General features: G+C 71.1%; 22 protein-coding genes. 13 read left to right on the plus strand and 9 right to left on the minus strand.

Annotated features, from left to right (window positions below; all coding sequences use genetic code 11):
- Nucleotides 1–73 precede the first annotated feature (73 nt).
- The gene (locus tag ACERM0_RS16770; protein ID WP_373679767.1) at nt 74–1,735 is read right to left on the minus strand and encodes a LuxR C-terminal-related transcriptional regulator; all 1,662 of its coding nucleotides are present in this window, start codon (nt 1,733–1,735) and stop codon (nt 74–76) included.
- A 225-nt stretch (nt 1,736–1,960) separates the two neighbouring features.
- Here ACERM0_RS16770 and ACERM0_RS16775 point away from each other — a divergent pair, with 225 nt between their 5' ends.
- Both ACERM0_RS16775 and ACERM0_RS16780 read left to right on the plus strand, forming a co-directional pair.
- A complete protein-coding gene (locus tag ACERM0_RS16775; protein WP_373679768.1) occupies nt 1,961–2,185 on the plus strand; it encodes a hypothetical protein in 225 nt (74 codons plus the stop codon).
- Nucleotides 2,186–2,271: 86 nt separating this feature from the next.
- Nucleotides 2,272–2,658 carry a phage holin family protein gene (locus ACERM0_RS16780; RefSeq protein ID WP_373679769.1) on the plus strand — a complete coding sequence of 129 codons (387 nt, stop codon included), beginning with the start codon at nt 2,272–2,274 and terminating at the stop codon, nt 2,656–2,658.
- Between the two features lie 27 nt (nt 2,659–2,685).
- Here the strand turns inward: ACERM0_RS16780 and ACERM0_RS16785 are convergent, their stop codons facing one another.
- A complete protein-coding gene (locus ACERM0_RS16785; RefSeq protein ID WP_373679770.1) occupies nt 2,686–4,308 on the minus strand; it encodes an MFS transporter in 1,623 nt (540 codons plus the stop codon).
- Between the two features lie 517 nt (nt 4,309–4,825).
- On the opposite strand from ACERM0_RS16785, the gene ACERM0_RS16790 reads away from it, so the two are divergent.
- Complete coding sequence (locus tag ACERM0_RS16790) at nt 4,826–6,208, plus strand: DUF222 domain-containing protein (protein WP_373679771.1); 1,383 nt, start codon at nt 4,826–4,828, stop codon at nt 6,206–6,208.
- Nucleotides 6,209–6,445: 237 nt separating this feature from the next.
- Nucleotides 6,446–6,907, plus strand: coding sequence for a YbhN family protein (locus tag ACERM0_RS16795; RefSeq protein ID WP_373679772.1), 462 nt, complete (start codon nt 6,446–6,448; stop codon nt 6,905–6,907).
- 21 nt (nt 6,908–6,928) lie between these two features.
- Here the strand turns inward: ACERM0_RS16795 and ACERM0_RS16800 are convergent, their stop codons facing one another.
- The 3 genes from ACERM0_RS16800 to lon all read right to left on the minus strand — a co-directional run bounded on the left by ACERM0_RS16800 (nt 6,929) and on the right by lon (nt 10,503).
- Entirely contained in the window at nt 6,929–7,558 is a 630-nt protein-coding gene (locus ACERM0_RS16800) for a PRC-barrel domain-containing protein (protein WP_373679773.1), read from the minus strand.
- Nucleotides 7,559–7,734: 176 nt separating this feature from the next.
- Nucleotides 7,735–7,968: a hypothetical protein gene (locus ACERM0_RS16805; protein WP_373679774.1), complete on the minus strand. Its 234-nt coding sequence runs from the start codon at nt 7,966–7,968 to the stop codon at nt 7,735–7,737.
- Nucleotides 7,969–8,157: 189 nt separating this feature from the next.
- Nucleotides 8,158–10,503 (minus strand): endopeptidase La, encoded by a 2,346-nt coding sequence (gene lon / locus ACERM0_RS16810; RefSeq protein WP_373679775.1) that lies wholly within the window; start codon nt 10,501–10,503, stop codon nt 8,158–8,160.
- Nucleotides 10,504–10,678: 175 nt separating this feature from the next.
- Here lon and ACERM0_RS16815 point away from each other — a divergent pair, with 175 nt between their 5' ends.
- From ACERM0_RS16815 to ACERM0_RS16825, 3 genes are all read left to right on the plus strand, one after another.
- Complete coding sequence (locus ACERM0_RS16815; protein WP_373679776.1) at nt 10,679–11,653, plus strand: aldo/keto reductase; 975 nt, start codon at nt 10,679–10,681, stop codon at nt 11,651–11,653.
- A gap of 163 nt (nt 11,654–11,816) precedes the next feature.
- The gene (locus ACERM0_RS16820) at nt 11,817–12,068 is read left to right on the plus strand and encodes a hypothetical protein (protein WP_373679777.1); all 252 of its coding nucleotides are present in this window, start codon (nt 11,817–11,819) and stop codon (nt 12,066–12,068) included.
- A 91-nt stretch (nt 12,069–12,159) separates the two neighbouring features.
- Complete coding sequence (locus ACERM0_RS16825) at nt 12,160–14,331, plus strand: cation:proton antiporter (protein WP_373679778.1); 2,172 nt, start codon at nt 12,160–12,162, stop codon at nt 14,329–14,331.
- 27 nt (nt 14,332–14,358) lie between these two features.
- On the opposite strand, the gene ACERM0_RS16830 is transcribed toward ACERM0_RS16825, so the two are convergent.
- The 3 genes from ACERM0_RS16830 to ACERM0_RS16840 form a co-directional block, all read right to left on the minus strand.
- Nucleotides 14,359–15,537: a zinc-dependent alcohol dehydrogenase gene (locus ACERM0_RS16830; RefSeq protein WP_373679779.1), complete on the minus strand. Its 1,179-nt coding sequence runs from the start codon at nt 15,535–15,537 to the stop codon at nt 14,359–14,361.
- Between the two features lie 49 nt (nt 15,538–15,586).
- Nucleotides 15,587–16,492 (minus strand): SRPBCC family protein, encoded by a 906-nt coding sequence (locus ACERM0_RS16835; RefSeq protein WP_373679780.1) that lies wholly within the window; start codon nt 16,490–16,492, stop codon nt 15,587–15,589.
- A 780-nt stretch (nt 16,493–17,272) separates the two neighbouring features.
- Nucleotides 17,273–18,397 (minus strand): tripartite tricarboxylate transporter substrate-binding protein, encoded by a 1,125-nt coding sequence (locus ACERM0_RS16840; RefSeq protein ID WP_373679781.1) that lies wholly within the window; start codon nt 18,395–18,397, stop codon nt 17,273–17,275.
- A gap of 281 nt (nt 18,398–18,678) precedes the next feature.
- On the opposite strand from ACERM0_RS16840, the gene ACERM0_RS16845 reads away from it, so the two are divergent.
- The 3 genes from ACERM0_RS16845 to ACERM0_RS16855 all read left to right on the plus strand — a co-directional run bounded on the left by ACERM0_RS16845 (nt 18,679) and on the right by ACERM0_RS16855 (nt 22,794).
- Nucleotides 18,679–20,496, plus strand: coding sequence for a thiamine pyrophosphate-binding protein (locus tag ACERM0_RS16845; RefSeq protein WP_373679782.1), 1,818 nt, complete (start codon nt 18,679–18,681; stop codon nt 20,494–20,496).
- A gap of 147 nt (nt 20,497–20,643) precedes the next feature.
- On the plus strand, nt 20,644–21,216 hold the full coding sequence (locus ACERM0_RS16850; RefSeq protein WP_373679783.1) for a tripartite tricarboxylate transporter TctB family protein: 573 nt from the start codon (nt 20,644–20,646) through the stop codon (nt 21,214–21,216).
- Nucleotides 21,217–21,267: 51 nt separating this feature from the next.
- On the plus strand, nt 21,268–22,794 hold the full coding sequence (locus tag ACERM0_RS16855; RefSeq protein WP_373679784.1) for a tripartite tricarboxylate transporter permease: 1,527 nt from the start codon (nt 21,268–21,270) through the stop codon (nt 22,792–22,794).
- Between the two features lie 72 nt (nt 22,795–22,866).
- On the opposite strand, the gene ACERM0_RS16860 is transcribed toward ACERM0_RS16855, so the two are convergent.
- Nucleotides 22,867–23,640 carry a FadR/GntR family transcriptional regulator gene (locus ACERM0_RS16860; protein WP_373679785.1) on the minus strand — a complete coding sequence of 258 codons (774 nt, stop codon included), beginning with the start codon at nt 23,638–23,640 and terminating at the stop codon, nt 22,867–22,869.
- Between the two features lie 167 nt (nt 23,641–23,807).
- Here ACERM0_RS16860 and ACERM0_RS16865 point away from each other — a divergent pair, with 167 nt between their 5' ends.
- Genes ACERM0_RS16865 through ACERM0_RS16875 form a run of 3 tightly spaced genes read left to right on the plus strand, consistent with a single transcriptional unit; the run spans nt 23,808 to nt 26,469 of the window.
- Nucleotides 23,808–25,100: a Rieske 2Fe-2S domain-containing protein gene (locus ACERM0_RS16865; protein WP_373679786.1), complete on the plus strand. Its 1,293-nt coding sequence runs from the start codon at nt 23,808–23,810 to the stop codon at nt 25,098–25,100.
- A gap of 2 nt (nt 25,101–25,102) precedes the next feature.
- A complete protein-coding gene (locus tag ACERM0_RS16870; protein WP_373679787.1) occupies nt 25,103–25,615 on the plus strand; it encodes a 3-methyl-2-oxobutanoate hydroxymethyltransferase in 513 nt (170 codons plus the stop codon).
- A gap of 32 nt (nt 25,616–25,647) precedes the next feature.
- The gene (locus ACERM0_RS16875) at nt 25,648–26,469 is read left to right on the plus strand and encodes a 3-methyl-2-oxobutanoate hydroxymethyltransferase (protein ID WP_373679788.1); all 822 of its coding nucleotides are present in this window, start codon (nt 25,648–25,650) and stop codon (nt 26,467–26,469) included.
- Nucleotides 26,470–26,500 lie beyond the last annotated feature (31 nt).

Here is a 26,500-nt window from a genome sequence, read left to right on the forward strand (position 1 = left end):
ACCCCGGTGGCGCGCCCGGCGTCGACGCTACGGACGCGCCGGGGCGAGCACCTGCGCGGTGGCACGCACCCGACTACGCAGATCCCGCGGGGCCACGGTCGGGACGCGTGGCACCCTCCCGGTGTGCGTAGCTGACGGCGGCGGCACGGGCGCTGCGGCCGTGGAGGCCCAGCTTCTGGTAGATCGTCGCCAGATGCCGTTCGATGGTGCGCACGCTCAGCACGAGCTCCGCGGCGATCTGCTGGTTCGACCGGCCGGCGGCGACCAGACCGAGCACCTCGGCCTCCCGTCCCGTCAGCGCCGCCGGACCTCGCGGAGCACGGTCGGTGCCGAGGTCCACCGACCGGACCCCCAGCGTGGCCAGACCGGCCGTCGCCGCCTCGCGCTCGCGGCCCGCCGCGTCGGCGTCCCCCATCGCCCGGTAGGCACGGGCGAGCAGCTGCCTCACACGCGCCGCCTCGAAGGGAGCGCCCAGGTCCTGCCAGGCCTGCAACGCCGCGTGCAGGGCCGGCAGGGCCCCGGCCGGGTCCTCCTCCGCGAGCCGCAGCAGGCCACGGCCGTGGTGGGACCGGGCGACGAAGCCGGTCGTCGCGTACGTGTGCGCCGCGGCGTCCAGCTCCTCCCATGCCGCCCGCGCCGTGTCGAGGTCGCCGGCCGCGACCGCCACCTCGAGCGCGGCCGGCAGCAGGCGCGCCCGCGCGAGGCGATCCTCGCCGGCGGCGGTCAGGGCCGCTCGGAGCGAGGCGGCCGCCGCCTCGGTACGGCCCTGCGCACAGCGCAGCAACGCGAGGCCCGGTTGGGGGTCGCAGCCGAGCCGGTGTGCGGCGTGGTACTGCTCCTCGGCGCCCGCGAGGTCACCTCGCTGGCGGCGCAGCTCGCCGCGCTGGTAGTGGGCCTCGGCGACGATGCCGACGTCGAACGCGGCCAACTCGTCGCAGACGTGGGCGGCCTCGCGTTCGGCCTCCTCCCACGCGCCGTGGACCTGCAGCACCTGGGCGCGGTGCACCCGGCAGATGCCCATGAAGGGGCCCGCCCCCGGCATCTGTTCGCACCACCGCGCCGTCGCCCGGGTCCACTCGCCGGCCCGACGCAGGTCGGCCAGCTCGTGGCAGGCCTCCATCAGGTGGCAGTAGATGTTGCCGGCCCAGCCCGGCTCCAGCTCGTCGGACACGGCGGCGACCATCGCCTCGTCGAGCAGCACCATGCCGGCGGCCACGTCACCGCGTTTGACGAGCACGCGCCCCTCACCCATGACGCCCATGGCCAGCAGCGTCTGGTCCTCCCAGCGACGTCCCAGGGCCTGGACCTCCCTGGCCGCCCGGAGCGCGTCTTCCAGCCGGCCCGTCTGGAGGTTGGCCTCGAAGTCGAGGTAGACGAGGAAGCCGTACTCGGGTGCGTCCGGTGTCTCGCGCAGCAACCGCTCGGCACGCTGGATCCAGCCCGAGGACGGCGCGTCCTCGCCGCGGATCATCAGGGTGTAGCCGGTGTCGATCGCCACCAGCGCGGCCGCGCCCGCGCGGCCGTCGGCGAGGTACAGGCGATAGGCCTGCTGCTGGGCCGGCAGCGCCTCCTCGAGGTCGCCCAGCCACCAGGCACACGACGCGAGGGAGTACAGGTCGTCGGCGTCCAGCGCCGCATCCCGCTGTGCCTCGCGGTACGCGGCGCGCGAGGTGACCCAGTCGCGGCGGCGGTAGGCCGCGCGCGCCCGCTCCAGGGTCGTGCTCGCGTCCGCCATCTCTCCACCCGCGACGCACCGGGAGGCGTCGCTGCCCGTTCGAGGCAGTATGGCACGGTCGTCCAACGGTCACTGACCGGGTGATGCGGTCGTCGGTGTCGCCCGCACGCCGCAGCGGTAAGGATGGGGACTCGCCGATGTCGGAGGGCTGTCGTGACCCGGGAACCGTCTCCAAAGCAGCAGCCGGCGACGCCGGCGTCGCGGGAGCCCGCGAACGCCGACGCCGTGGAACAGCACCAGCGCCCTGACGGGACGATCGAGGAGGACGCCACCGTGACCGGGACGCCGCGCGAACCGTTGACCCCCGACATGCTCGAGCAGTACCAGCGGCTCGACGGCACCGTCGAGGTTCCGACCGCGTTCGACGACGTCGACGACGGCCCGCTGACGCCCGACATGCTCGAACAGCGCCAGGTCGTCGAGGACGACGAGGACGAGTGGCGCGAGTGACCCGGACCCCCGCCTCGGGGTGAGGCGACGTCGGCCGCGCGTGCGGATGCTGTCCTGTGGGAACGGCGCCGACGTGAGGTGGCCCGATGGTCCGTCTACTCGTGTCCGCGGCAGTGCGCGTCGCGGCGAACGCGCTCGGCCTGCTCGTGGCGGCCTGGCTACTCGAGGGTGTGACGGTTTCCGGGGCGGCCTTCGCCGTCGCCGTCGTCGTGTTCACGCTCGCGCAGGTGATCGTCGCGCCGATGTTGCAGAACCTGGCCGAGAGGAACGTCGCTGCACTGACGGGAGGGACCGCCCTGATCGCCACCCTCCTGGCACTGATCGTGACCAGCCTCGTCTCCGACGGCCTGCGCGTCGATGGCCTGTCGAACTGGCTGCTGGCGACCCTCGTCGTGTGGTTGGTGTCGGTCGCCGCCGGCCTGGTGCTGCCGCTGGTGTTCGTGAAGAACCGCATCGAGGAACGCCGCAGCTGAGCCGCGTCCATGCCGCTGGCATCGGGCTCAGGCGGCCGGCGTCCTGCTGACGGTGCCGACGGGCGGTTCGCGACGGGTCCGCGGCCGCTCGTGTGGCAGGTTCCGCGTCGCCGGCAGCGCACAGATCGCCAGCACCGCCGCCGCGAGGAGGCCGCCCTTCAACGCGAACAACTGGGCGTCCTCGTAGTCGGCGACGAGCGCGTCCGCCGTGGCGGTGTCCACGCCGGCCTCGACCGCCCCCTGGCGAACCTGCTCCGCGGTGACGAACGAGACGGTGCCGTCGACCGCGACCTCGGCCTGCTCGACGACGGAGCTCGGGACGGCCGGGTCCTGCTCGATGCGGACCAGGAAGTTCGAGACGAGGCCCGAGAGCACGATCGCGCCGACCAACGCCACGCCCAGCGCCGATCCGAGCTGCTGCGCGGTGTACTGCAGCCCGCCCGCCTCGCTGCGGCCCGCCGCGCCGACCGAGGACTGGATCACGTTGCCCAGCTGCGACGCCATCAGTCCGAGACCGAGGCCGAGGAGCCCCATGGCGATGGCGAAGGCCAGCTCGTCCAGGGTGGGTCGCACGGTGGTGAGCAGCCACACCGTCGCGGCGATCACGGCCACCAGACCTGCCCGCACGAGCGAGCGAGGGGCGAAGCGCATGCTCAAGGAGGAGCCGGCGATCGACGCCAGGAACATCAGCAACGACACGGGCAGCATCCGCAGCCCCGTCTGCAGGGCATCCAGCCCCAGGACGAGTTGCAGGTACAGCGGCACGGTGAAGAACACGCCCATCAGGATCAGGTTCATGGCCAGGAACGTCTGCAGTCCGGCCCGCAGCGGAAGCACCTTCAGCAGCCCCAGCCGCACCAGTGGGTCCGTCCCGAGCAGCTCGCGACGCCGCTGCCAACGGACGAAGAACCACAGGAGCGCGGCCCCGGCGCCGATCACGAACGGGGTCAGGGCGAAACCGAACGGCTCGATGGGTGACGTCTTCGGCACGACCCATCCCCACGTGCTGGCTCGCAACACGCCGAGCACGACGGCACCCAGCCCCAGCGCCGACAACGCCGAGCCGACGAGGTCCAGTCGTGGCCGCCCGGTGGTCGACGGCACATCGGCGAGGCGGCGGACGAGCAGCAGGATCGCGACGACGATCACCACCTCTCCGACGAACACGACGCGCCAGCTCAGTGCCGTCGTTGCCCACCCACCGAGGATGGGTCCGACCGCGATGCCGGCGCCGGCCACGCCGCCGATGACGGCGTAGGCCACGGCACGGTCGCGCTCGACGTAGCTGCCGGCGACCAGGGCGGCGAGTGCGGGCAACACCAGCGCGGCGCCGAGCCCTTCCATCACCGACCAGCCGACGGCGAGCACCGCGACGTTCGGCGCCAGGGCCGTCAGCGTCGACCCCGCGGCGTAGACGACCAGCCCCACGACGAAGGCCCGTCGCCGACCGATCAGGTCGCCGATCTTGCCCCCGGTCAGCATGAACATGGCCATGACCAGCGAGTACAACGTGATCACGCCCTGGATGGCGGTCACCGTCGTGTCGAGGTCGCTGACGAGCTGGCTGATCGACACGTTCATCACGGCCTGGTCCAGCACCATCACGAACTGGGCACTCGCGAGGATCGCCAGGGGCGTCCACCGGCTCATCGCGACTCCGTGGGCGGAGACGACCGGCTCCATGCCGGCCGTGGGACGAATGCCATGGATCCTGACGGCCCGAGCCGTGGCGCGCCCCACCCGGGGTGACATCGCCGTCGGGTCGGGTGAGTTCGTGTCGTGGCGCCGGCGCGTCGATGTGTGGACGACGAAGAACCGGAAGGCCGCGTGCCGACGGCGAGATGGTCCGTTTCCACAGGTGCGGGCAACCCATCCGGGCCGTGTCGCCGGCATCGCCGATACTGGGCCGATGCTTCGCACCGCTTCCGCCCCGTCGCGGTCGGCCGCTCCGGCCGGCCGCTACCGGGCTGCCGGTGGGGCCGTGCGCCGGGGGCGGCCGCACACGGTCGGTCGGGTGCTGGCGGCCGATCACGGTGCCGGCTACCGCCCAGACGGGTCTTCGAGCACGGATTCGGCTGGCGGTGCCGTCGATGCCGTCGATGCCGCGTCGGCGACGACTTGCGCGGCTGCGCGCGAGCGGGCGGCTGCGGCCGACCGCCTGGATGCGTTGCCGCTGTTGGCGGAGGTGCCGGGGCTGGCCGGGATGCTCGACGAGCTGCGGCTGGTCGACCGGCTGCTCGCGTCCGTGTTGGACACGATCATCCAGCTGCAAAGCTCCTCGGCGGTGGAGACCGTGACGGGGGTGCCGTTGGAGCAGTGGCTGCTGTCCGAGGCCCGCCGCACGACGGCGGACCGGCGCATGCTGCTGACCGCCGCTGACGTGCTGCGGCGGCTGCCCGGCCTGCAGTCCGCATTCGACCAGCACAAGCTGTCGTGGGCACAGCTGCGCATCATCGTGCTGGAAGTGGCCCGGCTGCCCCGCCGGCTGGATGTTCAGCTGGACGCCGCCGTCGACGAGCTGGTCGACCGGCTGGAGGGCACGGATCCGGATGCGGTGTCCGGGCTGGTGCGCTGGCTGGTCACCGACCTCACCGCCACCGACCCCGAACCCGCTGACGCAGACGACGAGCCGGCGGAGATGCTGGTGCTCCAACCGCGGCTGGACGGCACCGGCGGGAAGTTCTTCGGACAGGCCAACGCCACCAACTTCGCGCTGCTCGAGGCCGCAACCGACCCCGGCCGGGCCGGTCCGGCCACCAAACCCGGCATCGGCCACGACCCCGACCCCGACAAGGTCCGCCAGGCCTCTGAGGACCGGGGCCGGCGGCGGTTCGAGAAGCTGATCGGACTGCTCGAGGCCGGCGCGACCGGCGACGGTGACGGCGGGCGGGTGCCGGTGAAGGTGTTGCTGCGTGTGTCGTACGACACCCTGCTGGATGCCGGCCGGCTGCCGGCCGAGGTGCTGACGCGCCTGTCCGGCGGCCGGCTACAGCTCACGTCCGTGGCGGCGCGGCGGCTGCTCGACGAACGCGGCACCGACCTGCGGACCGTGATCGTCGACGACGCCGGCCAGGTCCTGGGGGTCGGACGGTCACACCGGTTCCCGCCCGGCTGGCTGTCCGACGCCGTGCTGACGGTGCACGACACCTGCAGCGAACCCGGCTGCAACACCGCTGCGCTGGCCTGCGATCTCGACCACGCAAAGCCCTGGCGCCGCGTCCGGCCCGGTGACGTGCCCGGACGCACCGACATCGACCAGCTGGCGCCGGTGTGCCGGCCCACCAACCACACCAAAGATGCTGCCGGCTGGAGCGTCACCCAGACCGCCGATGGCATCCGCGTCTGGCACCACCCGCGCAGCGGACTGCGGATCCGGACCCTGCCCGGCACCACCCGCATCCCCGTTCCACCCGCACCCGTCGACCGCAGCGTGAGCGGCGGCACCGACCCGCCGGCGCCGGCCGGCAGTGCCGACCGGCCCGCCGCACCTCGCGACGGACCCGAGGCCGCGGCCGACGCCGACGACCCTGACGGCACCATCCCGTTCTGATCGCCGCCAACGCGGCCGAGACCGCGCACGTCGACCACGTCACCCGCCCACCACGCCGACCCCCCTTCCGCGGGACGTCGCGTGGTGGGCTCGACGTGCGCGCCCCGTGGGGTCGGCTCGGGGACGCATGACCGCGCCGGCCGGGTCCGCGGGTGCGCCGGGCATCGTTGGGCCTTTGCGCTCGACTCCAGGACCTGCGGGCCGGCCGGCTCCATCGGCGGGAGCGTGGAGCGGCTGGTGCGTGGCCTCGCGCGGGGGCCGTTGCGCAAGCGGGTCCGGCCCGGGGCGGTCGCCGGGCTGGTGGAGCGTGGAGCGGTGGGCGTCCGCGACCTCGCCACCGACCGCCGGGCGCTGCTGGCCGCCACTGGCTGGGCGGCGGCGAACTGGCTCCTGGACGTCGCGGTGGTGGTCGTCCTGGCGAGCACCATCGGGGCGGGCACGCCCCTGACGGGGGTGCTGCTGGCCTACATCGTCGCGCAGCTGGCGGCCTCCGTGCCGCTGACGCCAGGCGGGGTCGGCATCGTGGAGACGGCGATGGTGGGCGCCCTGGTCGGCGCCGGCGCCCCCGCGGCAGCCGCGACCGTGACCGTCCTGGGCTGGCGGCTGGTCAGTCACTGGCTGCCGATCGTCGTCGGACTCGCACTGCTGCCTGGCCTGCGGAATCACGCCGGTCAACCGACCGACCCACGGACGACCTGAGGCCGCCCCCAGCATCCGCCGTCACGACACGGCATAGCGGTCGAGGTCCGCGACCGTCCCCCGCACGACGAGTTCGCCCTCACGGAACCCCTCGAGGAGCGACAGCGGCAGCAGCACGGTCCTGCGCTCCCACAGGTGGCCGTGCCGCAGCACCACGTGGCTGACCTCGTCCGTCGCCTGGTCGAGGAACAATCCCGCGACGTGGCCGATGCGTTGGCCGTCTGCGGACCGCACCGGTGTGCCCGAGTGCAGCTCGTGCTCGCCGGGTGGCAGCTGACTGCGGATGACCGTGCCCGTACCCATCGGTGTCTCCAGACGGTCCCACAGCAGCAGGTGCTCGGCGCCGTACGGGTAGGGCAGTTGATAATCCCCGTCCTGCTCGAGCGGCAGGAAATCGAGGTCATACGTGCGATCGAAGCCGTGGGGCCACGGCGCGTCGGTCCGCAGGCGCAGGGACCCGTCGGTGGGTTCGAGGTCGTCGATGGGCACGAGGCGCGATTCGGTGAAGCCGCCGCCCGGCGACACGCTGACATGGGTCATGTGCGACAGCGTCGGCGTCAGCACGACGGCCTCGACCACGCCGACGACGTTCCCCTTTTCGTCGAAGACGCGCTGGTCGATGCGGACGAGGAGTTCACGGTCGTCGGCCACGTGGCTGCCTCCTGGCCCACCGTCGACGGGGAGATCCGTACGCGCCCTGCGCCTGGGAGCCAGCCGGTTCCTTGTCGCCGAGCCGCCCGGGGCGCACCAGAGGACAACGTCCCGGACGCCGGGCGTGTCGGCGGGCCGGGGAAAACCCGCTCCGTCGCCGCCTCCACGACGCTCGGTCAGGAGCTTCCGGCTGGCCGACGCCCCCACACGTAGTAGGCGATCTGGCCCAGCGGCCGGACGAACGACGCGAGCACCCAGGCGCGCTTCGAGCCGCGGATGTCCTCGGCGGGCCGTCGGCGCAGATCCCACAGCATGGCGACCTGCCACGCGGTGGTGACCACCCCGGCCACGACGATCAGGCGCTGCTGGGTGGGCGTGAGGTCGGACCAGTTCCGGCGTGGTGTGTCCATGCCGTCAGTCTGCCAGGCGACGACACGCGCCGGCGGCAGGTGGCGACAGGATTCTCGACGGGCCCCTCCGTCGCCGCGCGCGCCTGGCCGCCACGGAGCCAGGGACCGGCCACCAGTGTTCCGGCTGTCTCCCGCCCGACTGAACGACGATGGCGCGCCGCGTGGGCGCGCCATCGTCGCGGCGGTGGGTCAGGCGGCGGCTGCCGCCGGTGCCGTCAGGGCCACGGCGAGCACGTCGCGGACGTCCTCCACCAGGTGGACGTCCATCAAGTCTCGTACGGCTGCGGGCAGGTCGTCGACGTCGTCGCCGTTGCGGGCCGGCAGGACGACGGTGCGCACCCCGGCGCGGTGCGCCGCGAGCACCTTCTGCTTGACGCCGCCGATGGGCAGTACCCGGCCCTGCAGGGTCACCTCACCGGTCATGCCGATGTCGTCGCGGACCGGCCGGCCCGTCAGCGCGCTGACGAGCGCCGTCACCATCGTGATCCCGGCCGATGGGCCGTCCTTCGGCACCGCCCCGGCCGGGACGTGCAGGTGCACCCGCCGTCCGGCGAGGGCGTCGGGCGCGATGCCGAGCTCGGCGGCGTGGGCGCGGACGTACGACGTCGCGATCGTCGCCGACTCCTTCATCACGTCGCCGAGCTGCCCGGTGAGGGTCAGGCCCTCATCGCCCTCGTGCAGCGATGCCTCGACGAACAGCACGTCACCGCCTGCACCCGTGACGGCCAGGCCGATCGCCACGCCCGGTACGGCGGTGCGGCCGGCGGCCTCGTCGAGGTGCACGGTGGGTCGCCCGAGCACGTCGCGAACCATCGGCTCGTCGACGGCGACCGGCGCCACGCCGGGGTCGCTGCCGATCCGGGACGCGGCCCGCCGCATCAGCCGGCCGAGCGCGCGCTCCAGCCCGCGGACGCCCGCCTCGCGGGTCCAGCCGCCGATGACGGCGTTCAGGACCGTGTCGGGTACCTCGACCTCGTCGGGGCGCAGGCCGGCCCGTTCGACCTGGCGCGGCAGCAGGTGTTCGCGGGCGATCGACACCTTCTCGTCGTCGGTGTAGCCATCCAGTCGCACGACCTCCATGCGGTCGAGCAGCGCGGCCGGGATGGTCTCCAGCACGTTGGCGGTGGCGAGGAACACCACGTCGGACAGGTCCAGGTCGAGTTCGAGATAGTGGTCGCGGAACGTGTGGTTCTGGGCCGGGTCCAGCACCTCGAGCAGCGCGGACGAGGGGTCGCCCCGCCAGTCGGCACCCACCTTGTCGAGCTCGTCCAGCAGCAGGACCGGGTTGATCGCCTTCGCCTCCGTCAGGGCCCGCACGATCCGACCGGGCCGGGCGCCGACATAGGTGCGCCGGTGGCCGCGGACCTCGGCTTCGTCGCGGACGCCGCCCAGCGCGACGCGCACGAACGGGCGGCCCATCGACCGGGCGACCGACTCGCCGAGCGAGGTCTTGCCCACGCCCGGCGGGCCGACCAGCAGCAGGATCTGGCCGGCGCCCCGCCGGGCGGGCACGGCGCCGTCTGCGACGGTGTCCAGCCCGCGCTCGTGCCGCAGCTTGCGGACGGCGAGGTGCTCGACCAACCGCTCCTTCACGTCGTCCAGGCCGGTGTGGTCGGCGTCGAGCACCGAGCGGGCCTCGGCCAGGTCGAGACGGTCGCTGGGGCGCACGTTCCAGGGCACCTCGAACACGGTGTCCAGCCAGGTCTGGATCCAGCTGTGCTCCGGGGACTGCTCGCCGACACGTTCCAGCCGGTCCAGTTCGCGCTCGATCGCCTGCTTCACCGCCGCGGGGGCGTCCAGGTCGGCCAGTCGTTGGCGGTAGTCGCCGTCCTCGGCGGAGCCGGTCTCGCCGAGCTCCTCGCGGATGGCCTGCAACTGCTGACGCAGGAGGTACTCACGCTGCTGCTTGTCGACCCGCTCGCCGACCTGCCGCCGCACGTCACGCTCGACCTTGACCTGCGCCAGCGTCTCGCGGGCCCAGCCCAGCACCAGCTCGAGGCGTGCGGTGAGGTCGAGCGTCTCCAGCACCTCGACCTTCTGTGCCAGCGTCAGGTCGGGGGAGTAGACGGCGGTGTCGGCCAGTTCGGCGAGGTCGTCGATCATCGCGAGCCGCTCGGCCACGGTCGACGCCTGCCGCAGCCGCAGGATCTCGTCGAGCACGGCGCGGTAGGACACGGCCAGCTCGCGGGTGCGCGCAGTCGGTTCGTCCTCGGCCAGCACCTCGACGTCGACCCACAGTGCCTGGTCGCTGCCCATCGAGCCGCCGCCCGGGCGTGCGCGGCGCAGGCCGCGCAGGACCACGGCACGGTTGCCCTCGAGGTCGTAGGACTCGACGATCTGCGCGATGGTGCCGACCGACGAGTAGCGCCCGTCGACCCTGGGGACGAGCAGCAGCCGCGCGTCCCCGCCTTCCGCGGCGGCGACCGCCGTGGCGGCCTCGCCCGACTCCACGATCACGTTGACCACCATCGTGGGCACCACGACGCCCTGGTCGAGGGCGAGCATGGGCAGGCGGTCGGTTCCGACGACGGACATGGTGTCTCCTCCATGGTGTCCCCGGCCGGGAGCGGCGGAGGACCATCCAGGCAACAACGCCGCAGGAGTCGCGGCGGCTTCCACCGCTGCGCCGCGGTGGCGCAGGGTTGTTGCGCGCGGTCCCCGGAGCGGCCCGTTGCTAGCGTCGGACGCGCCACGAGGAGCAGCCGCCCACATGGACCACGTCAAGCTCGGCAGCACGGGTCTCGAGGTGTCGCGGATCTGCCTCGGCTGCATGACCTATGCCGACGCCTCCCGCGGCAACCATCCGTGGGCACTCGACGAGCAGGCGGCGCGGCCGTTCTTCCGCCAGGCGCTGGACGCCGGCATCAACTTCTTCGACACGGCCAACGTGTACTCGGCCGGCACCAGCGAGGAGTTCCTCGGCCGGGCCCTGCGCGACCTGGGGGTCAACCGCGACGAGGTCGTGATCGCCACGAAGGTGCACGGGCGCATGCACCCGGGACCGAACGGCGCCGGGCTGTCCCGCAAGGCGATCCTGAGCCAAGTCGACCACAGCCTGCGGCGACTGGGGACCGACCACATCGACCTCTACCAGATCCACCGGCTGGACCACGCGACGCCGATGGAGGAGACGCTGGAGGCGCTCCACGACGTCGTGAAGGCCGGCAAGGTGCGCTACCTCGGCGCCTCGTCGATGTGGGCCTGGCAGTTCGCCAAGGCCCTGTTCACGGCGGATGTCAACGGTTGGACGCGGTTCGTCAGCATGCAGAACCACTACAACCTCCTCAACCGCGAGGAGGAGCGCGAGATGCTGCCGCTCTGCCGGGACCAGGGCATCGGCGTGATCCCGTGGAGTCCGCTCGCCCGCGGGCGACTGGCCCGCGCCTGGGACGAACAGACCGAGCGCTCACGCAACGACCCCTTCGGGGCCAAGCTGTACCTCGACGAGGACCGACAGATCGTCGAACGGGTCGCCGAGGTGGCCGGCGAACGCGGGGTGCCCATGGCCCGGGTGGCGCTCGCCTGGATGCTGTCGAAGCCGGCAGTCACCGCGCCGATCATCGGGGCGACCAAGCCGCACCACATCGACGACGCCGTCGCCGCGGTCGAACTGTCGCTCACCGACCAGGAGATCGCGCGGCTCGAGGCGCCCTACCGCCCGCACGAGGTCGTCGGCTTCGGCTGACAGAGCCCTCCTCCTGCGGCGCCGGCCGACGTGGTGGCGTCCTCGGCGTGCGCGCCACCAACCGGCCACCTGCCCGTTCGGGCCGACCGGATACGGAACCTGTGGTTAGCCTGAAGCTCGGACTCAAGGAGCGGGTCCTCACGTCTTCCGAGGAGCCTGCTCGATGACCACCCCGCTGCACGCCGCTCCGAGTCCGTTCCGCCCCCAGGCGTGTCTCGTCTGTGGCATGGAGACCCTGGCGGCAGGTTGCTGCTCGTCCGCCTGTGCCGCACGGGCACATCAGGAGTTGGGCCGCAACGCGGCACTCCTGCGCTCGCGGCGGCTCACGCCCGACGACCGTCGCGCGCTCGCCGAGCGCAACGGGCGGCTGTCCTCGGCATTGCTGCGTTGGCAGCCGAGCACGGCGTCGGGCTGAACGGCGTACCCCGTCCGAAGCGGCGCCCTGGTCGAGCGACGAGCTGACCGGCGCCGTCGTCCCTCGCTCACCCCTGCCTGACGAGGTCCACGTGCTGCATCTGCCCACGCTGCCCCTGGAGGACGCCGCCTGGCTGTTCCTGGCGGTGATGACGGCCATCCTCGTCGCGCCGATCCTCGCCCGCTGGTTGCGCATCCCTCAACTGGTGACGCTCGTGCTGGTCGGCATGTTGGCCGGCCCCGGCGTGCTCGGGTTGCTCGAACGCGAGGGGCCGCTCGCCGTCATCGGTGAGGCGGGCCTGCTCTACCTCATGTTCGTCGCGGGGCTGGAACTCGACCTGCACGAGTTCGTCAAGCGCCGGACCCAGGCGTTGGTCTTCGGGCTCTCCGGATTCCTGATCCCGATGCTCGTCGGCACCGTCGCCATCGCGGCGATGGGATTCCCCCTGCTCGCGGCCGTGCTGCTCGCCTCGTGCTGGGCATCGCACACGTTGTTGACGTACCCGACCTTCCGGGCCCACGGCACCGCGACGAACGCTGCCGTCTCCACGAGCGTTGGGGCGACCATCCTCACGGACACCGCCGCCCTGGTCGTCCTGGTCGTGGTGCTGCGTGCCCATGCCGGGCAGCTCGGGCCGGCGCTGTGGCTGACGCTGGCCGGCGGCTTCCTGATCCTCGCCGCTCTGACCGTCTGGGTCCTTCCGCGCGTCGGGCGGGCGTTCTTCGCCACCTACGGGGTCGGCCGCAATCCGCGCTTCGTGTTCGCCATGCTGGCCTTGTTCGGGACGGCCGCGTTCGGCGAGGTCGCCGGTATCGAACCCATCGTCGGCGCCTTCCTCGCCGGGATCGGACTGAACCGCCTCATCCCCGCCGGTTCACCGCTCATGCGACGGATCGAGTTCGTCGGTGACGCGTTCCTGATCCCCGCGTTCCTCCTGACGGTGGGGTTGCTGATCGACCCCGCCATGCTGGTCGACCCGCGCGTACTGGGCATGGCGTCGGGGTTCATCGCCGTGGCGCTGGGCAGCAAGTTCCTCGCCGCCTACGGCACGGGACGGCTGCTCGGCTTCGACCGTCAGGAGTGGGGCGCCATGGCGGCGCTCACCTCGGCCCAGGCGGCGGCGACCCTGGCCGCCGCGATGGTCGGCCTGCAGGCGGAGATCATCGACGCGGAGACGCTCAATGCGGTCGTGGTGGTCATCCTCGTGACCTGCCTCGTCTCCGCCTGGTTGGCCGACCGGGTCGCACCGCGGTTGTCGCAGGCCACGACGAGACGTCGCATCGGCGAGCGGGTGATCGTGCCGATCGCCGACCCGGGAAACGCCGACCGGCTGGTCGCGCTCGCGTCGCTGGTGGCTGCGAAGGACGGAGGACTGGTCGTCCCGGTCACCGTCGCGCCGCCGGAGGCGGGCCCCGAACAGTTCGACGCGGCGGCCGACATCGCCCGCGACGCCGACCGGCTCGTGCAGAGCACGGGCGGCGAGAGCGCGGCGGTCGTGCGCCTCGACGCCTCACCGTCCACCGGCATCCTGAACGCGATGGTGGAGCAGCGCGGCACCATGCTCGTGCTCGGCTGGGAGGCGCGCCCGCGGCGTGGGCGCACGGTGTTCGGCACCACGATCGACTCGATCGTCACGGCCGCGCCCGCTCCCATCCTGGTCGGCCGGCTCGACCGTGACCCCTGGCAGCGTCTGGTCGTGCTCGTCGCGGAGAGCAACCTGCACGGCGAGGGCCGGCCGGCACTGCGTCTGGCCATCGAGGTGGTGCGGCGCATCCGGGACGCGGATCCGGGCGGGCGGCGTCCGGCGGTCGAGGTGATCAGCACCGTCGCCGACGACGCCCTGCAACGGCTGGTCCGTGACTGCTTCGGCGTGGAGGTCACGGTCGATCCGCGGCGGCGGACCGCCGTCGCCGCCGACGTCGCGCGGCCCGGGCACCTGATCGTCGTGCCGTTCCGCCCGGAACGTCACGGCCTGCGCGGCGCGCCGCGCCAACTCGCCGAGGTGGTCGGCGACACGCCGTTCCTGGCCGTGCTCGACCACGCGCACCGGCGCAACGGGGACGAACGGGCGCGAGCGGGCGTCGCCGAGCCGGGTCACCGAGCCGTGGACGAGCGGCTCGAGGACGCCATTGAGACGGTCACGTCGCTGGAGGCCGGCACGCCGGCCGTCGGTGCCATGGGCCCCGGTCAGCTCGACACCAGCGAGATCCCACTGCCCGACCGTGGCGCAGGCACGGACGGTCACCGGCCGCCGGCGACGTGATCGCCGCTCGCGACCCGAGCCTGGTCGTCACGGCGTCAGCACGACCTTCACGCAGCCCTCGTCCTTCTTCTTCATCAGCCGGTAGCCGGTCGGTGCCTCGTCGAGCGGCAGCCGGTGGGTGACGACGAAGCTGGGGTCGATGTCGCCGGCCTGGATGCGCTCGAGGAGCGGCCGTAGATAGCGATGGACGTGGCACTGGCCGGTGCGGATCGTCAGCGACCGGTTCATGACCGAACCGATCGGGAACTTGTCGAGGAACCCGCCGTACACGCCGACGATCGAGACCGTGCCGCCGTTGCGGCAGGAGAGGACGGCCTCGCGCAGGGCATGGCCCCGCTCGGTCTGCAGCCGGGCCCACTGCTTGGCCTTGTCGTAGGTGTGGATCATCGCCGAGGCGTGATGGGCCTCCATGCCGACGGCGTCGATGCACGCGTCGGGTCCCCGGCCCGCGGTCAGTTCCTTCAGGGCGGTGGGGACGTTGACCGCCGAATAGTCCAGCGTCTCCGCGCCCGCGTGCTCGCGCGCCATGGCCAGCCGCTCCGGGAACCGGTCGATCACGATGACCCGCTCCGCGCCGAGGAGCCGGGCGCTCAACGCCGCGAACTGCCCGACGGCGCCGCCGCCCCACACGGCCACCACGTCGCCCGGCCGGATGTCGCACATCTCCGCGCCCATGAACCCCGTGGGCAGCACGTCCGTGAGGAACAGCACCTGATCGTCGCGGAGGTCGGCGTCGTCGATCCGCAGCGGTCCCACGTCGGCGAAGGGCACCCGTACGTACTCGGCCTGCCCGCCGGCGTAGCCGCCGAGCAGGTGGGAGTAGCCGAAGAGGCCGGTCGGGGAGTGGCCGTGCAACTTCTCGGCGACGGGTGCGTTGGGGTTGCCGTTCTCGCACAGCGAGTACTCCTCCTGCCGGCACGCCCAGCAGGCCCCGCAGGCGATCGGGAACGGCACGACGACCCGGTCGCCGATGCGCAGCTTCTCCGCGGCCCGTGGGCCGACCTCGACGACCTCGCCCATGAACTCGTGCCCGAGCACGTCACCCTTGCGCATGGCCGGGATGTAGCCGTCGTAGAGGTGCAGGTCCGAGCCGCAGATCGCGGTCGAGGTGACCCGCACGATGGCGTCACGGTCGTTGAGGATCTTCGGGTCGGGCACCTCCTGCACCTCGACCTTCGTCGGCTTGACCCAGACGTTGGCTCGCATCACGACTCCTGTCGCTGGCCGGCGCGCCGAACGGCGCGTCCCTTCGCGGTCACGGTTGTGGCTGTGCCGGTCGCTGGGCGACGAGGCGGCTGGTGCGAAGTCCCTCCGGCGAGCCGTCGGAGCGCACCACCTCGCCGGCCTCCAGTACCTGCTTGAGGCGTCTGACGTCGTCGCGCGCCTGTTGCTCGGGGTGCTCGCCGAACAGCTTCGCCACGCCGGCACCGGCGGCGCCGGCGGGCGGGGAGAACTCGAACTCGACGGTGACCTCGGTGCCGCGGTCGCCGGGGGCCGGCGCGAAGCGCACGATGCCGGCGTTGGGCACCTGCGCGCCGGGCAGGGACTTCCAGGCGAGCACCTTGCCGGGCACGTCCTGGACGATCTCGGCGTCCCACTCGACGCGCTGGCCACCGGGTGCCTCGGCGACCCAGTGGGAGCGCTGCCCGTCCAGGACCTCGATCCGGACGACGTGACTCATGAACGTCGGCAGGTTGGCGAGGTCGCGCCAGTAGCCGTACACGCTGTCGGGATCGCGCAGGATGGTGGCGCTCACCGTCGTTCTGATCTCCCGCGCGCCGGACGCGTCCCCCAGGGCCCGAAGGGCGGCGACGACGTCCAGCATGCCCACACCGGCCACGCTGCCGATGGCGCTCAGGAGCCGGCGGCGGTCGTTGCCGGGGCGGCGAAGAGCGGTCACCAGCAGGCCGAGGTGCAGGGCGTCACCGGCCACGCGCGACCACAGCAGCGGTGCCGGGGTGGTGCGGACGTTGCGCAGTCCCAGCGCCACGCCGAGCTCCTGCAGCCCGACACTGCGCATGACCCAGTTGTTGCGTGCGCTCGGCGCGATGCCGATGGCCCGGTTGACCAGACCCGGCACGGCGAGCTGCACCGTCCCCAGGCCGGCGCTGAACCAGCGCAGGCCGGTCGACAACGGCTCCGACGGTGTGCTCCTGGCCACCTCGGCCTCCTCCATCCTCGGCTCCGCCCGACGATAGGGACCACGGCCGTACACGGAACTGGGGGAGGATCGTGGCCGACGGACCCGACCGTCGGCGCCTCGAGCGGTGGGAACGGGGACCCCCGTGGCTCGACAGCGCAGCACGCTCCGACGTGTGGCTCGAGGTGTGCACCAACGACCTCGAGGCAGCAGCGCGGCACCTCACAGCCGCCGGCCTGGCGCCACGCGACGAGATCGAACCACTCGAGAGCATCAGCTGGACCGCACACTGGATACGCGAGCCGGGGCGTGGTGTACCTGCCGCCTCGCGTCGTCGACGACGTGGTGGCCACCTCGACACCATGACCGCCGACGCCGGCTTCGAGCGGACACTGGCGTCGTCGTTGCCAATGTCGACGTGTACGACGGCCGCCGCGGATCACGTGTCGATGTCGCCGGGACGGGTGCCCCGGCTCGTGCCGGGGCCCCGGCCCTCTCCGGAGCTGGCGTGTCCACCGCGTGTCCACCGAGCCCGGACGCCGACAGCGCAGGTGGTACTCGGCTCGACGTCACGCGCCGAGCTGACCGCGAAGGGCGGTGTGGTGTCGCACGCCTCAGAGGATCTGCCGTGCTCCACTTCGCGAGGGTTGGGCCTGTGCGTGGGCTTCCGGAGGCCGCTTGTCGGCAGCGCAGCCTGCCAAGTAGTCAGTGAAGAGAGCGGGCCGGCTCCAAAGGAGCCGGCCCGCTTCGGTGATCCGTGAGTGCGATGGGGCTCGACCGCCCCGCGCCGCAGTCAGGTCGTCACTCCTCCTCGCCTTCGGCGAGGACCTCGGCGACGACGGGCGGCGCGTCCAGCGCGTCGGCGATGATCTGCTCGACCTGGGTGTGGTCCAGCCACTGGATGGGCAGGTTCTGCCGCTCGGCCTCCTCGAGCAGTTCCGGGTTGTTGACGAGGTTCTCGAACGCCGCACGCAGTTCGTTGATGACCTCGTCGGGCATGCCAGGGGGGCCGGCCAGCAGGCGGCCGCCCTCGGTGATGGCGACCATCGCCGCGGCGATCTGTGCGGCCTCGCCCTCGAGGTCGAGCTCACCGTACGTCGGCACGTCCGGAAGCTCCTCGACCCGCTCATTGCCTATCAGGATCAGCGGTCGGTGGTCACCGGCGTTGACGTTCGTCATCGCGGTCCCGAGCGTGTTGGCGACGGCGTCGAGTTCACCGGCCGTCACCGACAGCGTCGACTCCTCGCTGCCGTCGAAGCCGTAGACGACATCGCCGTTCGAGAGCCCGAGCGCTTCGATCGACAGCGCCGAGACGATGCCGGCACCGCTGGTGGGGCCGGTCGCCGCGAAGGTGACGGGATCGTCGGAACCGACGAGGTCCTCCGCGGTCTCGTACGGGGTGTGCGTCCCGACGGTGATGAGCCGGGGCTCACCCGCGAGGCGCCCGATCCAGGTCATGTCGGCGAGGTCGAACTCGACACCCTCGGCGCCGCCGATGACCGCGCCGAGCACCCCGGCGCCGTTGATGAGCGTGATCTTCGTGCCGTCCGGTGGGCTGTTGTAGACCTGGTTCAGCGACAGCAGGCCACCGGCGCCGGTCACGTTCTCCACGACGACGTCGGCGTTGAGTTCCTCGGCGAGGTAGGGCGCGATCATCCGGGCGTAGGAGTCGTACCCACCCCCCGGACTGACACCCAGTTCGATGGTGATGAGCTCGCCCTCGAGGACACCCGTGACACCCTCCCCGCCGTCTTCGTCGCCGGTGTCGGCGGTCGTGTCGCCACCGGCCGCGCCGTCACCTGCGGCTTCTTCTGTCGTCGGCGCTGCGGTGTCCCCGCCGTCCACGTCGCCGCCACCGCAGGCTGCGAGCGCCAAGGCGAGTGCGAGGCCGATGATCGGCGCTCGGCTGAACTTGCGGATTGCCATCTCTGCTCCTCTCCCGATGTGTGCTCTCCATCACACCCGCCAGAGCAAGAAGAACGCTTCGTGACCGATGCGTGGGCTAACGGTACGACCATTAGTCATCGGCTGTCAAGGGTGGATACGACATCGGTCGTTGGGCGCTGCAGCGGTTCGGATGCCGGAGCGGGCGGAGCTGCGCCAGTTGACGGTGGTCCAAAATCGGCCATATGGTCTGACCGTTACCTTTGCGTGCTCGAGCAACGCACGCGCCACCCACGCCGCGGGCAGAGGGGACGGAGTCCACCATGGGAGACGTCATGAACGAGATGGGGGCCGGCCTGGGCCCGAGCGCGGTCGAGCAGCCGGTCGGACTGCCGGAGGGAGGCGTCCCAGCAGCCTGGGGATCCGATCACCTCGTCGACGAGTTGCGCCGCCTCGGGTGCCGCTGGCTTCCGATGAATCCCGGATCGAGCTTCCGCGGCCTGCACGACTCGATCGTCAACTATGCCGGGAACAACGCGCCGCAACTGCTGCTGTGCCATCACGAAGGCATCGCCGTCGCGATGGCGCATGGGTACGCGAAGGCGACTCGTCGCGTCGGCTTCGCCGTCATCCACGACCTCGTCGGGCTGATGCAGGGGACGATGGGCGTCTACAACGCCCTGGTCGATGAGGTCCCACTCGTCCTGATCGGCGGAGGTGGTCCCGCCGACACCCGTGAACGCCGCCCGATCGATTGGATCCACGCCGCCACGGCCCAGGCCGATCTCGTGCGTCGCTTCGTGAAGTGGGACGCGGAACCGATCGATCTGCCGGGCACGCAGCACGCGCTCGTGCAGGGCACGCGGATCGCCCAGACCGAACCCAAGGGACCCGTCTACGTCACGGTCGACGCCGCAGTGCAGGAGCAGCCCACCACCGACGTGGCCCCCAGTGGTGAAGCCAGCGAAGCTCCTGACGGGCTGCGACTGGATCCCGCCGCCGCGAGCGACATCGCCGCGGCCATGCTGGGCGCCGAACGACCCGCGATCGTCGTCGGCACCATGGGCTACGACCCCGCGGCCACCACGGCCGTGGTCGCCATCGCCGAAGCGGTGGGAGCGGCCTGCTTCGAGAACGAGCACGCCAGCATCATCCCCAGCCGGTTCGCCCAGAATTTGACCGGAGCCCACGACGTCCTGGCCGAGGCAGACCTCGTGCTGGCGCTCGGGGTCAAGGATCTCCGTTCGCTGCTCGGGCCGGTCAAGGGCCGGCGGATCGGCCGCACCGAGCGTGAGGCACTCCAGGACGTCGAACTCATCGACGTCGGCCTGCGAGACCTGTCACTTCGCGGCTGGACCGACATGGGTGCGACGACGCCGAACTGTCGGCAACGCCACCTCGCATCTCCCGTGCGCGCGGCCGAGGCGATCGCTGCCGCGTTGTCCGATGCAGCATCCGATCCGGCCGCCGCGGCCCGAATCGAGGCGCGCCGTGACGCACTTCGCGAGCGCCACGAGCAACTGATGACCGACGACCGTGATGTCGTGCGGCGGCGATGGGACGAGACCCCCATCGCGCCAGCCCGTCTGGTGGCCGAGCTCTGGGAGACGGTCAAGGACGAACCGTGGCAGCTGTTGCTCCGCAACACACGTTCGTTCCCCAAGAGCGTCTGGGAGTTCCGCGACGGCAGCGACTACCTCGGCCACAGCGGCGGCGCCGGCGTCGGCTACGGGCCAGGCGCCGTGGTCGGCGCCGCGTTGGGAGCCACCGAGAACGGCCGGCTGCCGGTCGCCATCGTCGGTGACGGCGATCTGCTCAGCGCGCCGGGCGCCATCTGGACCGCCGTGCACTACCGGATCCCGCTCCTGCTGGTCGTCAACGACAACAGCTCCTTCTACAACGACGAAGGCCATCAGCAGGCCGTGGCCCTCGACCGCGACCGCCCGATCGACAACGCCTGGATCGGCATGCGGATGGAGGACCCGCAGATGGACTTCGCCGACATCGCACGCGGCTACGGCGCCTGGGCGCGAGGGCCCTTCATCGAACCAGGCGAGCTCGCGGCTGCCTTCAAGGAGGCGCTCACCGTGGTGCGGGCCGGGGGCGTTGCTGTCGTGCATGCCCGGACCGCTCCGAAGTAGCCCGCGGAAGCTGAAGATTCCCTTGACCCCTTGACCTATTGGACCTAAGGTCGGACCCTTAGCACCTCGGGAGAGAAGGCGTTCGCAGTGGGAAACGTGTCGGCACCGAACGGCGCGACGGCGAGAACGCGGCGGACGGGCCCGTTGGTGCCCCGTCACGTCGCGGCGCTGGGGTTCATCACGCTCGTGGGGCTCATCATGGGCCTGGCGGTGTGGAGTGCCCTCGACTTCTCGCGGGACGCGCGCACGGCGCCGCTCGTGGTCGGCATCCCGACGCTCGCGGCAATTGCGGCGCAGGTCGTCCGGGACGTCCTGCGCGTGCGGCGAGGTGACACGTCGGTCGGCCAGACCAGCGACCAGGAGGCCGACCGTTACAGCCAGGAAGAACCGGAGAAGGTACCGACGACAGGCGTCGAAGAGCAGGCCGACGGCACGCTCATCGCGGCCGGTGCCGAACTGGCCACGAAGGACCGCAACACCAACCTGCCCATCGCGGGGTTGTGGGTTATCACCCTGGCCGCCCTGACCTACTTCCTGGGGATGCTGATCTCGATACCGCTGTTCATCGCGCTGTTCATGCGGGTCTTCGGTCGCGAACGGTGGCACACGGTTGTGCTGTACGCCGGCGGCATGACGGGCGCCGTGTACTTCCTGTTCGTGTATCTGCTCGGCGTCCGCCTGTACCAGGGCATGTTCGGCGGACTGTTGCCATGGCCGTGATCGCGTCCATCCAGACCACAACCGCCGGCGTCGGCAGGGGAGTGACCGGTCGTGCTTGAAGGCCTTGCGCTGATCTCCGGGGACATCGTCCTCTACCTGTTCCTGGGGGTCGCCATCTCCACGTTCGTGGTGATCATCCCCGGGTTGGGTGGCTCGTTCGCGCTGGCGATCCTGCTGCCCTTCATCTTCCGACTGGATGCCACGGCCGGCATCGCCTTCATGATGGCGATCACGGCGGTCAACGGGACCGGGAACACGATCACCTCCATCCTCTTCGGGATCCCGGGTTCCGCCTCGGGTGTGGCCAGTACGTTCGACGGCTTTCCCATGACACAGCGTGGGGAAGGCATCCGTGCGGTGTCGGCCGGACTGACCGCCTCGCTGATCGGCGGCCTGCTCGGCGCCTTCGCCCTTGCGCTGAGCCTGCCCGTCATCCGCCCGATCGTGCTGGCGTTCCGACCCCCCGAGTTCTTCGCTCTCATCCTGCTCGCGCTCGTCTTCATGTCCTACGTGTCCGGCGCCGACAAGTTCAAGGCGTTGATCTCCGGCGGTCTCGGCGTCATGCTCTCGTTCGTGGGCATGGAGGGCAGCACGGCCACGCAGCGATGGACCTTCGGCAATCTCGCATTCTGGGAGGGCTTCAGCCTCATCCCGGTCCTGCTCGGGCTGTATGCCGTGACCGAGATGGTCGGCCTGATGCGAAGGGGCGGGGCCATCGCCAAGCGCCCGCCACAGGAGGGTCCCTTCCGGCAGTTGCTGCAGGGCGCGAAGGACACCCTGAGTCACAAGATGGCCGTGCTGCAGAGTTCGGTGTCGGGGATGTGGGTCGGGCTAGCTCCGGGCATGGGCGATGCCGCAGCGCAGTTCATCGGCTACGGGCAGGTCGCACGGACCTCGAAGCGCGGCCACCTGTTCGGTACCGGTGAGGTGGAAGGCGTCATCGCCGCCGACGCGGCGACGAACTCGAAAGAGGGCGGCGCGCTGATCCCGACCCTGGCGTTCGGGATCCCCGGCAGCTCCGGCATGGCCATCATCCTGGCGGGGTTCCTCGCCTTCGGCATCCAGCCGGGTCCCACGATGATCACGGACAACATCGACATCGTCTGGATGATCATCTGGATCCTGGTCTTCGCCAACATCATCGCCGCCGTGCTGTGTGCGTTCATCACCCCCGGGATGGCCAAGGTGACCGGTCTGCGGGCGTCACTGATCGTCGGACCGATCCTCGTCGCCAGCATGCTCGGCGCGTTCTCGGTCAGGAACAACTTCATCGACGTCTACGTCTTGCTCGGATTCGGGCTGCTCGGCACCTTGCTCAAGGAGTTCGGTTACTCGCGGCCGCTGCTCCTGATCGGCTTCGTGCTGGGCCCCCTGCTCGAGCACAACTACCTGCTGTCCATGCGGATCTGGGGGACCGGCTTCCTGACGCGGCCGATCGTGATGATCCTCGGCGCCGTCATGCTCCTGGTAGTCCTGTCGCCGCTGATCGGCAACCTCGTCCGGGGCCTGCGCAGGCCGAAGTCCGGGGACGACTCGGGCGACCGGGCAGAGGCGACGGTTGCGGCGGACGGGGAGTGATCCGACAACGGTCGGTTGCCCGGCATGCGGCTGGCCAGCGCCGTCCGGCCGGCCGCAGTCACGGCGGAGCGGTCACCGGCTCGTGGGCTGGCCGTTGTCGGCCGCGCCACCATCGATGAGCGCAGCGTCGTCGCGCACACGGTCGGCCGTACGCGCCAGATGGGTCGCCATGATGCTGCGCGCCAGCACGGGATCGCGGTCGCGAACCGCCGCGACCAGGTCACGGTGTTCGCGGATCCCGGCGTCACCGGGATGTGGATCGATGAGCTTGGCGCGCACCAGTGAGTGCAGGATCGGCCGCTGGAACGCTTCCGTGATCAACTCCACGGCCCGATTGTGCGACGCGCGTGCCAGCCGCACGTGGAACTCCGCGGAGAGCGACACGTCGAAGTCGCCGTCCTCGAGGCCCTGCTCGGCGCGGTCGCAGATCGCCTCGAGTTCCTCGAGATCCTCGTCGGTGGCGCGATCGCAGACCAGGTCCAGCGCGCCGAGCTCGAACACCACGCGTGCCTCGGTTACCTCGGCAGCGGTCAGGGCCGACGTCAGCAACAGGTTGTCCAGCCCGCGCTGGAGATGTTCGGCACGCGGGGTGGTCACGAAGGCACCGCCCCCCGCCCCGACCCGGATCGTGACCAGGCCGTCGGCTTCCAGCGCGCGCAGGGCGTCGCGGACCGTGACCCGACTGACGCCGAGTTGCGTCGCGAGCTCACGCTCCGGTGGCAGGCGGTCGCCCGGGGACAGCTGCCCGTTCTCGACCGCCGCCCGGATCTGACGGACGACCTCCGCGGATGCCCGTGGGCTCGCGATCGCGGAGAACAGCTCGGCGCTCACGCGACCGTCGCTCATGTGTACACCCCTTCGAAGGAAGAATGGTCTTATCGTAATCGTTACGGCTTCGCTGCCCCTCCACCAGATCGAGAAGGTCGTCGGTGCCCGTTCGCCCGGCCCCTCCACGCGCCGACCGGCAGTGGTATGATGTCTATAGGTAGGACCTTAGTTGGAGGGCGCAGCGGATGCTGAAGCAAGAGATCAACGAGCTTCTCACGCAGACCGACCGCGGCACGCCGATGGGGGAGCTGTTCCGTCAGTACTGGATCCCCGCGCTGCTCGCGGAGGAGCTCCCCGAAGACGACGCCCCGCCCGTGCGTGTCAAGCTGCTCGGTGAGCGTCTCGTCGCGTTCCGAGACAGCGAGGGTCGCTACGGGCTCATCGACGAGTTCTGTGCCCACCGCGGGGTGTCGTTGTGGTTCGGGCGCAACGAGGACGGTGGTCTGCGCTGCCCCTACCACGGGTGGAAATACGACGTCACCGGTCAGTGCACGGAGATCCCGTCCGAACCGGACGAGAAGGAGAGCCTGCTGTGCGCCAAGATCAAGCTGACGGGCTATCCGCTGGTCAAGGTCGGTGACGTCCTCTGGACGTACATGGGCGACCCCGCCTCGCAGCCGCCGTTGCCCGAGTGGGAGTTCGCGACGGTCCCGCCGGAGCAGACCTACACGTCCAAGCGCTGGCAGGAGTCCAACTGGCTCCAGGCGCTCGAAGGTGGCATCGATTCGAGCCACGTCTCCTGGCTGCACTCCGGCGGGCTGCAGTCCGACCCGCTCTTCAAGGGCGCCGCGGGCAACAAGTACAACCTCGCCGACCGCAAGCCGTTCTTCGAGGTCGTCGAGTCGGAGGGCGGGTTGTTCATCGGCGTACGCCGCAATGCCGAGGAGGGCCACTACTACTGGCGCATCACGCCGTGGATCATGCCGTCGTTCACGATGGTCCCGCCCCGCGGCGACCACCCCGTGCACGGGCACTTCTGGATCCCGATCGACGACGAGAACTGCTGGGTGTTCACCTTCGACTACCACCCGGTTCGCGCCCTGACGGATGACGAGGTGCAGGCGATGAAGGACGGTCACGGCGTGCACAACGAGTACGTCCCGGGCACCTACCGTCCCCTGCAGAACAAGGACAACGACTACCTGATGGACCGTGAGGCGCAGCGACGCGGCGAGACCTACTCCGGGGTCAAGGGAATCGCGATGCAGGACGCCTCGCTGCAGGAGAGCATGGGTCCGATCGTTGACCGCACGAAGGAGAAGCTGGTCTCCACCGACACCGGGATCATCATGGCGCGTCAGCGGCTGCGGAAGGCGGCCGAGGAGTTGCGTGACCAGGGTACGACCCCACCAGGTGTCGATCCCGAGCACCACAAGGTCCGCTCGGCAGCTGTGGTGCTGCCCAAGGACCAGCCGTTCCTCGAGGCCTCGCGTGATGCCCTGCGTGTGCGGCCCGGCGTCGCGCAGTCCTCGGTGTGACCATGACCCAGCGACAGCCGATCCTGCTCAACACCAGCGCGGTCGCGTCCTCCGCTCGGGAGGCCGCGTTCCGCATCGACTTCAATGACTTCGAGCCGCGGGCCTCGCGCGTGATCGCGCTGGACGGGGCCGCTGCCGAGGTCGTGAGACGGCTCGCCGCCGGCACCTGGGCTGGTGGACGTTTCCTGTTGTTCGACGAGCTCGTCGACGACGGCGGCGAACGAGACGCCACCCTCCGCACGATCGACGGCCAGCCGCGCCGTCTGATCGAGGAGCTCGAGGACAGCGACGTCGTCGTGATGATCGCCACGGCCGAGGCCCGGCCCGAGGCCGCCGCCGTCGTGGGAGATGCGGCCGCGGCGCGGCCCGTCATGTCCGCGGCGCTCGTACTCGCCGAGAACGGCGACGCCGAGGTCGAGGATGCGGTGGCCGTCCTGCGCCCCAACGCGATGGTCATGCTGCTGTTGCACGACGAGCAGGACGTCGGCGAGGTGCTCAGCGCGCTGCGCGTGTGAGTTCCTGGGCACCCGGACGGACAGGAGACCCCGTGGCAGCCACTCGAAGCCTGCCCGAACTGCAGGCCATGAAGAAGCGCGGCGAGAAGATCGCCGGCGTCGTGGCCTGGGACTACCAGATGGCACGCATCGCCGATCGTGCCGGCGCGGACATCATCTCGGTCGGGGACTCCGTCGGCGTGAACCTCTGGGGCCACGCCAATCCCCTGGAGGTGACCCAACAGCAGATAATCATCGTCGCGTCCGCGGTGCGTCGGGGCACGACCTCCGCGTTGTTGAGCGTGGACTTCCCGTTCGGGCCGCTGCAGGCCGGCGTCGACAGCGCCGTTCGCTGCGCCATAGAGCTGGTCAAGGCCGCGGGGGCGGACCTGGTCAAGCTCGACGGCGCTGCGGCCTACCCTGACGCAGTCGAGGCGGTCACGCGAGCGGGCATCCCGGTCTGGGCGCAGTTCGGCGTGACGCCCCAGACCGCGCTCACCTACGGGATCCCCTATTCGGCGATGTCGGATCCGGACGCGCAGCTGCCACCGGAGATGACCGAACAGATGATCAGCGAGGCCAGGCTGCTCGAGGACGCCGGCGCGTCGTTGCTCAACTTCACCAACTCCGGCCCGGTCGTCGGCCCGGAGGTCGTGGCTGCCGTCGACATCCCCGTACTCGGCGGCTTCGGAGGCGGCCCCTGGCTGGACGGTCGCATCCGGATGAGCACCTCGGCGATCGGCTACGCGGAATCGATGATCGACGACCCCCGCGACACCTATGCGAACGTCGGTGCGATCGCCTACGAGGCCCTGCAGGCCTACGTCGGTGACGTCCGGGCCGGCAAGCAGGTCAAGAGCGGTCGTCCCGGTTGACCCGGGCCCCGAGCACTGCCCGTGTCCACAC

It is taken from the genome of Egicoccus sp. AB-alg2, from assembly GCF_041821065.1.
Lineage (GTDB): Bacteria > Actinomycetota > Nitriliruptoria > Nitriliruptorales > Nitriliruptoraceae > Egicoccus.